The organism is Corynebacterium sp. HMSC069E04 (genome assembly GCF_001813175.1).
Classification (GTDB): domain Bacteria; phylum Actinomycetota; class Actinomycetes; order Mycobacteriales; family Mycobacteriaceae; genus Corynebacterium; species Corynebacterium aurimucosum.
In genome coordinates this window covers 1-7,679 of the sequence record NZ_KV811643.1, presented here as the reverse complement: position 1 = coordinate 7,679, position 7,679 = coordinate 1, and the positions used below count along the sequence as shown (strand labels likewise).

At 64.3% G+C, this 7,679-nt stretch carries 7 protein-coding genes; 4 read left to right on the top strand and 3 right to left on the bottom strand.

Going from position 1 to position 7,679, the window contains the following annotated elements; genetic code table 11:
* The coding region (locus HMPREF2896_RS12340; protein ID WP_246823989.1) for a PspC domain-containing protein at nucleotides 1-120 on the bottom strand (120 nt) is incomplete at its 3' end.
* Between the two features lie 161 nt (nucleotides 121-281).
* Here HMPREF2896_RS12340 and HMPREF2896_RS03700 point away from each other — a divergent pair.
* The 3 genes from HMPREF2896_RS03700 to HMPREF2896_RS03690 are packed head-to-tail and all read left to right on the top strand — an operon-like array spanning nucleotide 282 to nucleotide 3,664.
* A complete protein-coding gene (locus HMPREF2896_RS03700; protein WP_070717834.1) occupies nucleotides 282-1,337 on the top strand; it encodes a PspC domain-containing protein in 1,056 nt (351 codons plus the stop codon).
* Between the two features lie 11 nt (nucleotides 1,338-1,348).
* Nucleotides 1,349-2,470, top strand: coding sequence for a threonine aldolase family protein (locus HMPREF2896_RS03695; protein ID WP_070717831.1), 1,122 nt, complete (start codon nucleotides 1,349-1,351; stop codon nucleotides 2,468-2,470).
* A 33-nt stretch (nucleotides 2,471-2,503) separates the two neighbouring features.
* Nucleotides 2,504-3,664 (top strand): HNH endonuclease signature motif containing protein, encoded by a 1,161-nt coding sequence (locus HMPREF2896_RS03690; RefSeq protein WP_070717828.1) that lies wholly within the window; start codon nucleotides 2,504-2,506, stop codon nucleotides 3,662-3,664.
* A gap of 327 nt (nucleotides 3,665-3,991) precedes the next feature.
* Here the strand turns inward: HMPREF2896_RS03690 and guaA are convergent, their stop codons facing one another.
* Complete coding sequence (gene guaA, locus HMPREF2896_RS03685) at nucleotides 3,992-5,560, bottom strand: glutamine-hydrolyzing GMP synthase (RefSeq protein WP_070717825.1); 1,569 nt, start codon at nucleotides 5,558-5,560, stop codon at nucleotides 3,992-3,994.
* Nucleotides 5,561-5,584: 24 nt separating this feature from the next.
* Nucleotides 5,585-6,511: a LysR family transcriptional regulator gene (locus HMPREF2896_RS03680; RefSeq protein WP_070717823.1), complete on the bottom strand. Its 927-nt coding sequence runs from the start codon at nucleotides 6,509-6,511 to the stop codon at nucleotides 5,585-5,587.
* Nucleotides 6,512-6,585: 74 nt separating this feature from the next.
* Between HMPREF2896_RS03680 and HMPREF2896_RS03675 the strand changes: the two genes are divergently transcribed.
* The gene (locus HMPREF2896_RS03675) at nucleotides 6,586-7,563 is read left to right on the top strand and encodes an EamA family transporter (RefSeq protein ID WP_168165681.1); all 978 of its coding nucleotides are present in this window, start codon (nucleotides 6,586-6,588) and stop codon (nucleotides 7,561-7,563) included.
* The last annotated feature ends 116 nt before the right edge of the window (nucleotides 7,564-7,679 follow it).

The following is a 7,679-nucleotide window of genomic DNA, read 5'->3' as shown; positions in this document are numbered from 1 at the left end:
CCCGCCCAGCAAGGTCAACGCGGTCAAAGCGATGCGCACGGAGAGCGCCGAGACCCCAAGATTCTGCGCCAATCCCGCCGCCACGCCGGCGACCACGCGGCCAGACTGGGGGCGCGACATCACGGGATAAGGCGCCGCGTTTTCTGCGGGCACATAGGGCGAAGTCATACTAGCTATGGTCCCACGCGCCACCCCTCGGGCACATCAGGGACAACCCTGAGGCCGAAAAATCAGGGCGATTACCGATACCGCAACGAGGCCCCGCACGGCACCATAAAAGTATGACGAAGAACAGCACGCTCAACCAGATGTGGACGACCCGCCCCGTCCGCCTTCCCAAGAAACAGGGCGGTGACGCGCACCTCGCTGGTGTCTGCGAAGGCATCGCGGTGCGCTATCAGCTCGACCCCACGATCGTGCGCGTGGCCTTCGTGGTCGCGTCACTCGCCTTCGGCGGTGGCATCGCCGCCTACCTCGCCGCGTGGGCGCTCATGCCGCGCTTTGGCTCGCCCTACTGCCCGCTCGATGCGGCCTTGGGCAAGGATGGTGTCAAGGAGGAACAAGAGCTCGGCTGGATTCTGATTGTCGGTGTTCTTCTTACTTTTAGCTCCGGCCCACTGTTCCTCAGCGGACAATTCCTCGCCGGACTTCCGCCCGCTGTGTTGACCTTCGGGCTGTTGGCGCTGGCATGGTACGCCCTTCACCAACGCGAACCGCTACCGCCCAGCGGGCTATTGGCCGCCGAGCAGCCGGTGCGCGAGGAACCTGTCAACCTCAACCCTTATACCCCGGCAGACGGCCACCCCTTCCCGCCAGGGCGTAGGACTCCGCCGTCTTGGGATCCACTCGGCGTGGTGCCCGATGCCTGGGACCTGCCGGAGCCGGGCCCGCGGGAGGAACCGACAAAGAAGCGCGGTTCGCAGTGGGTCGAGGGCGCGATTGCCCTCGGCGCTGTGGGAGCGGCCCTGACGATTGCCTTCCTTGGAGTCACCTTCGTCGCCGAGGCCGACGAGGAGTCCGGTTTCAGCTTCCGCTTTAACGCCGGTGAACAGCACTTTGCCCCCACCCATGAAGAGGAGCTTAAGGAGTACTATGACCTGGGCATCGGCGAATCGACGGTAGACTTCAGCCAGCTCCACGGCCTGAAAGACGAGCACGATGTCACCGTCGACGCCGGCATCGGCGCCGTCGAGGTCATCCTCCCGAAGGACGTCCCTGTCTCGCTGACCTGCGATGACGGCCTGGGTGAGAGTAACTGCACCGAACGTCAGGACCCTGACGCGCTGTTGAACATTCACATCGACGCCGGCATCGGCGAAGTCACGGTCACCGGCTAAACTGACCCACCATGATTCACTTCGGCAACGACTACCATCGCTCCGCTCACCCCCGCGTCCTGGAAGCCATCGCGGGGGCAGGCGGGGCTTATGCCGGCTACGGCACCGACGAGCTTTGCAACACGGCCGCTGAGCGTATCCGCGCTGCCTGCCAGGCACCGAACGCCGAGGTGCATTTCATGGTCGGTGGCACGCAGGCCAACGCCACCATCATCGCCCACCGGCTGCGCCCCTGGGAAGGTGTTATTGCGGCGGATAGCGGGCACATCGCCACCCATGAGACGGGTGCTATCGAGCACACCGGGCACAAGGTCATCACGCTGCCAAACCAGCTGGGAAAGATCACCGCCGCACAGGTCCGCGCGTGCATGGATGAGTACCGCGCCTCCGGGGTGGAAGAGCACATGCCGGAGCCGGCGCTGGTCTATATCACCCAACCCACTGAGTTTGGCACCGCCTACTCCCGCGCCGAACTCGTGGCCCTGCGCGCGGTCTGCGATGAATACGGGTTGGGCCTGTTTGTCGACGGCGCCCGCCTCGGCTACGGCCTGTCCGCTTCAGATATCACCCTGCCGGACCTGGCCGCGCTTGTCGACGTCTTCACCATCGGCGGCACCAAATGCGGCGCCCTCTTCGGCGAGGCCATCGTCTTCCCCGCGGGTGCTCCGCGCTTTCGCAATGCCATGAAACAAAGCGGTGGCCTGCTGGCTAAGGGCTGGTTGCTCGGCGCGCAATTCGCCGCCCTCTTCAGCGCCCCTCCTACTGTCTCCGCCGACGCGCTCGCTGAGTCGAACGCAACCTGCACTCGCGCTCAAGCAGCCACCCCGGGCAATGAGGTAAACAGCGCTGCAGCAACCACCCTCTACGAACAGATCTGCGCCCGCGCCAACGCCCAGGCCCAGCGCATCGCCGAGGCATTCCGCGCCGCAGGCATCGACATGCTCTTTGACTCTCCCACCAATCAGCAGTTCGCTCTGCTAACCCGCGAGCAGGAAGACAAACTCTCGCAGGACTTCGTGCGCCAGTTCTTCGAAGAACACGAAGGCCTGCGGGTGGTGCGTTTTTGTACGGCGTGGTCGACGGAAGAGGGGGACGTCGATAAGCTCTGCGCCGCGATTTCTGCGCTCAAGTAGCGAGGTTCCCCGGCCTGGTTTAGGCTGTGGGCTATGCAACTGGGGGGTTACATTCAAGCACTAGCGCGCGGGCTGGACGTCGTCGAGCAATGCGCCGGTGTTACGCGCGCGCAGCTGGTTCAGATGGGTGCGCGACCAGATTTCGCGGAGAAGCTGCTGGGGCTACACGCGGTGTATTTCGGGGACACGATGTTCCGCTCCCGGCAGCGCAAGGCACGCCGTACGGGCCACGACGTGTTCACGCTCCTCGATATCGAGCGCTACTGTTCCAAGCTTAAAGCCCGCAGGGCCTGGGAGCTGCGGCAACTACTGGCGGCCACCCCGCGGGAGAAAATCCCCATGGTGGCGAAGGCAAAGCTCAAAGAGTGGCGTCCGCCCAAGGACCCTGCACCGGGCGTGCGGGTGACGCGGCGCGCGGGCCGCAACCACACGCTGAGCATTACGGATTCCTCGCTCAATATTTCCAAGCTGTTGGCCGTGCTCAAGTCCACGGATCGGGATTTGCTCACCGCAGCGCATACCGTGTTCCGCGGCGGCGGTGGTTCCGGCCAGACGCTGCAGTCGAACGTCATCGTGCGCTTGGGTGAGCTGGACCGCATCGTCGACGGTGACGGTGAGGAGATTGAGCTGCAGCTGACTAATGGCGCGACGATGACCGGTGCGGAATTCGTGCGCGAAAAGCTTGCCGACCTCGGCCTCATCACCCTCGTCCATCCCCATCACGGCCCCGTGAACCTCTACATGGCGAGCCGTTTCGCCAACACCAAGCAGCGCCTGGCGTTGTCGGCGGAGCACCCGACGTGCGCGTGGCCGGGATGCAACGCACCTGCTGAGGACTCGCAGATTCATCACCTCACCCGCTTCCAAGATGGCGGGCCGACGAATATGGCCAACTTGGTGCCGCTGTGTGCCTACCACAATGCGGTCAATGACGATGATCCGGAAAAGCCCACCGGCCGCGGGCGCCTCGACCGCATCGATGGCCGCGTGCACTACCTGCCGCCGTGGGCGGGGCCGCCGATTCCCATCGAAAGCCCGGCCCACCCGCCTGCTCGAACATCCACGGATCCGCCGACATCCGGCCCGCCCGCCCCACGTTCCACGCCGCGTGCGGCACCAGGCTCTGCCCCCGGCGCGCCGCCGCAGAACTCCGGCAAACCTCCGGACCCGCCACCGAGTTCATCCCACCTGTAGAGCTTCGCCCTAATCACACAACCGCTTTAACCAGCCGCTCGCTGAGAAAACTTGCTCGGCGTGCGGCTACTCGCGCGCGCGTTAAAGAGGTATGTGCCCTTGTGCCGTGCGTACTAACGCCGTCGATACTGGCAACGGGCACGCTAGCGGCATGCGTGTTAACCGTATGGTGCCGGCTGACGCCTGCGGCTGCGGCGGGCGCGCAGGAGCTTCAGCTCCATTCCGCGGAACTGAGTGCCAGGGGCGGAAAACGGGAGCGCGGCCGCGCCCAGTTAGTTAGGGCACGGCCGCGCTACGCAGCGTCTGGGAGTTTGCTTCGCTTCGCTTTTACTCCCACTCGATGGTTCCCGGCGGCTTCGAGGTTACGTCGAGCACCACGCGGTTGACTTCCTTGACCTCGTTGGTGATGCGGGTGGAGATCTTCTCCAGCACGTCGTACGGCAGGCGGGTCCAGTCCGCGGTCATGGCGTCCTCGGAGGACACTGGGCGCAGGACGATCGGGTGGCCATAGGTGCGGCCATCGCCTTGGACGCCGACGGAGCGGACGTCGGCAAGCAGCACCACCGGGCACTGCCAAATCTCGCCGTCCAGGCCAGCGTTGGTCAGCTCGGTACGCGCGATGAGGTCCGCCTGGCGCAGCGTCTCGAGACGCTCCTCGGTGACCTCACCGATGATGCGGATACCCAGGCCCGGGCCCGGGAAAGGCTGGCGCGCCACGATTTCCTCCGGCAGGCCCAGCTCGCGGCCAACCGCACGGACCTCATCCTTGAAGAGCAGGCGCAGCGGCTCGACGAGCTCGAACTCGACGTCGTCAGGCAGGCCGCCCACGTTGTGGTGGGACTTAATATTCGCAGTACCGTCACCGCCACCGGACTCCACGACGTCCGGGTACAGCGTGCCCTGCACCAAGAACGCGGCATCCTGGCCGTCCAGAGCCTGGTCGACGGCGCGCTCGAAGGAACGGATGAACTCCGCACCGATGGCCTTACGCTTGGCCTCCGGCTCGGTCACACCGGCCAGCTTGTTGAGGAAGGCCTCGCGCTCATCCACGGTGATGAGCTTGGCGCCAGTCGACGCCACGAAGTCCTTCTCCACCTGCTCACGCTCACCCGCGCGCAGCAGGCCGTGGTCAACGAAGACACAAGTCAAACGGTCACCGATAGCGCGCTGCACGAGGGCTGCGGCTACGGCGGAATCCACGCCACCGGACAGGCCGCAGATTGCACGGCCTTCCTCACCGATCTGCTCGCGCACATCGTTGATGAGCTGCTCCGCAATGTTCTCTGCGGTCCAGTTCTGCTCCAAACCTGCTACCTCAGTCAAAAAGCGCGTGAGCACCTCCTGGCCGTACGGCGAGTGAAGGACTTCCGGGTGATACTGCACGCCGGCCATCTGCTTGGACAGGCACTCGAAGGCTGCCACGGGAGCGCCTTCCGACGACGCGGTCACCTCAAAGCCCTCCGGGGCTTCAGTGACCGAATCGCCGTGAGACATCCACACCTTGTGGGTGTCCTCCAGGCCCTTGTGCAGCACGCCGCCGGACACGGTCATGTCCGTGCGGCCGTACTCGCGGGCACCAGTGGAGGCCACGGTGCCGCCCAGGGCTTGGGTCATGGACTGGAAGCCGTAGCAGATACCAAAGACCGGGATGCCGAGCTCGAGCAGCTCCGGCTTCAGAGCAGGGGCGCCGTCCGCGTATACGGAGGACGGGCCACCGGAGAGGATCAGCGCGGCCGGGTTCTTGGCCTTGATGTCCTCCACGGAGGCAGAGTTGGGGACAACCTCGGAGTAGATGTTGGCCTCACGCACGCGCCGGGCGATGAGCTGCGCGTACTGGGCGCCAAAGTCCACCACGAGGACAGGACGCGGGGTTGCATTTGGGTTAGTCACGGTCATCAGTTTAACGCAAGAACCCGCGCCCTAGACCGCAGGGAGAGGTCCAAAATCTTTAGCGGTGGCAGCCGCCTTGCCCAATGCCGCCCGAAACGCCCGCAGAGCGGGGTGCCCCTCGCGTCCAGCACGCACCGCTGTGTAGAGCGTGCGGGTGGGATTACCAGGCAAAGCAACCACACGTACGCCTTCGATCTCCTCAAGAAAAAGGTCCGAAATCACCGCCACCGCGTGGCCCGTGCGCACCAAGTGCGCGTGCAAGAAGGGATCCGGGGTTTCATAGAGCACGCTGGGGTTAAAACCATGCCGGCGGCACAGACGGTGGACGAAGCGCCCCAATAAAAACTCCTCCGGGTCCATGGCAAAAGGGATTTCGCCATCGAACGCTGCAAAATCCTCTAAGCGCAGTGTGTTCCAGGGGCCGGTGAGTGGGGTGATGAGGCGTAGGGGGTCGTCGAGAAGCAGCTCCCGGTGGGTGTGCTCATCCGTGGCGGGCATGTCCGACTCATACTCTTCACCCAGGATGAGGTCCACCTCCCGGCGCGCCAGCAGCTCCATCGCGCCATCGGCTTCGCGCTGGATGATCTGCACGCGCAGGTCCGGGTACTCCCTGGCTAGCTCCGTCAGCGCCCGCGGGACCAGCGAGGACATGATGGTCTGAAACGTCGTGACCTTGATCGTGCCACGCACCGCGTTGGTGGATGCAATGACCTGTGACTCGGCCTCATCCGCCAAGGCGAGCATCCGCTCAGCATAAGACGCGAGGATTTTCCCCGGCTCCGTCAAACGCACTCGCCGGCCGACTTTCTCATAGAGCGCCACGCCGACGTCTTTTTCACACTGTGCCAGTTGTTGGGAGATGGCCGAGTGCGTATACCGCAGCGATTCCGCCACGGCAGTGACGGTGCCGAGGCGTTGCAGCTCATAAAGAATGCGCAGACGGTGCAGATCCAACATGACAGAATCCCTAACAGGTACGTGTTAAAAACTGTAGATAGACTAACAGTTCTTCCCACCCCACAATGGACTGCATGACCAATCCCCTTGCCGTTCTGTGCGTCATCGGCTCGTGCATTTCAATCCAGCTCGGAGCGAGCCTCGCCATCCAGCTCTTCCCCATCGGCGGGCCCTGGGGCACCGCTTCGCTGCGTTTGCTCTTCGCCGCCGTGATTCTGCTCGCCATTGCGCGACCGCGCGTGCGCACGTGGAGCCGTGAGAAGTGGATCTCCGCGAGCATTTTCGGACTCACGCTGGGCCTGATGAACGGATTCTTCTATGCCGGCATCGAGCTTGTTGCGTTAGGTCCTGCCGTGACCATCGAGTTCCTCGGCCCGCTACTGCTGGCGGCGTGCCTCTCACGCTCGCTTCGCGACGCCACCTGCGTCGCCCTCGCCCTTCTCGGCATGGGTCTGATGGGCCTGGACTCCTTCAACGGAGCTCCCCTCAACCTGCGAGGTGTGTTCTTCTTGCTGTGTGCCGGCGCGATGTGGGCCGCCTACATACTGGCCAGTAAGAAGGCCGGCGCGCTCTTTAGCGGCCAAGATGGTTTGGCCGTGGCCTTCCTCATCGGTGGCTTGGTGCTCCTGCCAGTGGGTGGGCGCGGGGCGGTGGCTTTGGCCAGCGATCCTTCGCTACTGCTGCTTGCTCTGGGCACGGGCGTGCTGGCCTCGCTCATCCCCTACTCGTTGGAATTCCTTGCGCTGCGCAAGCTTGCCCCCAACGTCTTTTCCATCCTGATCGCTTTGGAGCCCGTCTTCGCCGCGCTCTTCGGTTGGCTCCTGCTCTCCCAGAACGTGTCCCAGCTCAAGCTGGCGGCCATCGGGCTGGTCGTGGTGGCCTCGGTGCTACAAACCATGGCACCGGTGCGCGGGCGCGTGGTTTTCCGCAAAGTGGCACTGCGCCCACGCCACCTGAAGAAGCCCCGGCTGCTGTGGTTTCAGCGGCCACGTAATCGCAGCTGCAACTCCAACGTGGAAGCACCATCGGTGCTCAACCCCGCAGAGCGCTAAGTCAGGACACGAGCCGCCAAGACAGCGAAGTAGATCGAAGCTTTGTCGATCACCGCAGTGCTCCTCCGGCAGTCGGCTGCCCCGACGGGTGTCTGGTTCGGAGACATCGTTCCGCA